This window comes from Mycobacterium sp. 1245801.1 (assembly GCF_001673055.1).
Lineage (GTDB): Bacteria > Actinomycetota > Actinomycetes > Mycobacteriales > Mycobacteriaceae > Mycobacterium > Mycobacterium europaeum_A.
The window spans coordinates 1-1459 of record NZ_LZKY01000086.1; the positions used below are offsets into that span (position 1 = coordinate 1).

Annotated in this window: 2 protein-coding genes; both read left to right on the forward strand. The window is 63.8% G+C overall.

Annotated features, from left to right (window positions below; genetic code table 11):
• Nucleotides 1-468: 468 nt before the first annotated feature.
• Complete coding sequence (locus A5622_RS05390) at nt 469-717, forward strand: hypothetical protein (RefSeq protein WP_066877157.1); 249 nt, start codon at nt 469-471, stop codon at nt 715-717.
• Nucleotides 704-1423: a hypothetical protein gene (locus A5622_RS05395; RefSeq protein ID WP_197507953.1), complete on the forward strand. Its 720-nt coding sequence runs from the start codon at nt 704-706 to the stop codon at nt 1421-1423. The genes A5622_RS05390 and A5622_RS05395 overlap by 14 nt, the downstream gene beginning before the upstream one ends.
• Nucleotides 1424-1459 lie beyond the last annotated feature (36 nt).

A 1459-nucleotide genomic window follows, 5' to 3' on the forward strand; every position in this document is an offset into this window, starting at 1 on the left:
GCCCGTTCCCGGCGTTGCAGAGCGACTTCCGGTATCTGCTGATGCCGGCGCAGCCCCCGGTGGCTGGCTGACATGGGCTACATGGAGCGGAGAATCCGCGTCTACTTATGTGACCGCTGCGGGGAATGCCGCCAAGCCGAGGGAACCGAACCCGTCCCTGCCGGCTGGATGCAATTGCTGTATGGGCCGGATGTGCCTCTCGTTATCTCGTGCGCAGCCAACAAAACTGCGGAACTCGGCCGGACAATCAAACCGGATTGGCTGTGCGTCGACTGCGCATCGTGGCTGCGCAAATTCCTTGAAGGCCGCAAGGTTGCCGACTAACACCGGCGACAGCGCTCCCACATTCTCCCCTTCTGGTGGCGTTGATCGCCCGCCGGTGAGCGGCTCCCGTCAACCCTCGCCGACCATGCGTGGAATGCCGCCGCCAGAAGGGGACCCCCAACGAAGCGGAAGGTGTTCGCGGCTATGGGATTAGCGGAACGCCTCGGCGACTTCACCCGCAGCCGCATCGGCTGCGGGGTGTGCGCCTGGTACGACCAGCTCAACGACGACGACCGCGCCACGTTCGACGCGTGGATCGAATCCGGCGGCAACCTGTCCCAACTGTGGCGGGAATGCTGCAACGACCCGGACAACCCGTTGCGGGTGCAGCGCGCACGGTTCTCGGTGTGCATCAACGAACACCACCGCGGAGGTGCCCGTGTCACTAGCTGACCGACTAGAACAGGCCGCAGGTGTTCCCATCGCCGACGGCGCCCGCAACCGCATCCTCGTCCTCGACGTCGAACGCATCGACGGCATCACCCAGCAGCACTGGTGGGACCGCGGCGACCTCAAGAACCGCTACGTGCACCACGAGACCGTTATCCGGCAGCCCCGCACCACGATCGTGTGCGCGAAGTGGTATGACCGGCCGGACGTGATCCGCCTGGCCGAATGGGACAAAGGTGGCCGTAAACCGTTCCTGCGGAAGGTGCATCAACTGATGGCGCAGGCCGACATCATCGTTGGCCACAACATCGACAAAGCTGACATACCGTGGCTCAAGGGTGATCTGCATATCGAAGCTGGCCTGCCGCCGCTGCCGCCGTTCAAAACGGTCGACACGCTCAAAGTGTTGCGCTCCGAATTCAAATCCGGGGCGCCGTTCAAATCTTTGGATGCGTTCTGCCAGATCGTCGGCATCCCGTCCAAGACCGACCACTATGACCGCCTGGCCATGGAACGGGCCGTCACCGACAAATCGGTCGAGGACCGGGAGCGGCTCACCGACTACTGCGCCGGCGACGTGATCGCCACGCAGGGGTTGTATGACTGGGCGCGGCCGTCATGGCATCTCCTAGACTCCCCGCACGATCGACATGCGTTCCGGTTCGATGCTGATCCGCGAGGCGCTGCAGTCACGCATCAACGACGGTGACGTCCGCGAGGGCTACCTCGTGACACACTACGTGGC

Bases quoted from the DNA above. Each gene is read 5' to 3' on its own strand.
- A5622_RS05390 (WP_066877157.1), top strand. From the start codon at position 469: ATGGGATTAGCGGAACGCCTCGGCGACTTCACCCGCAGCCGCATCGGC.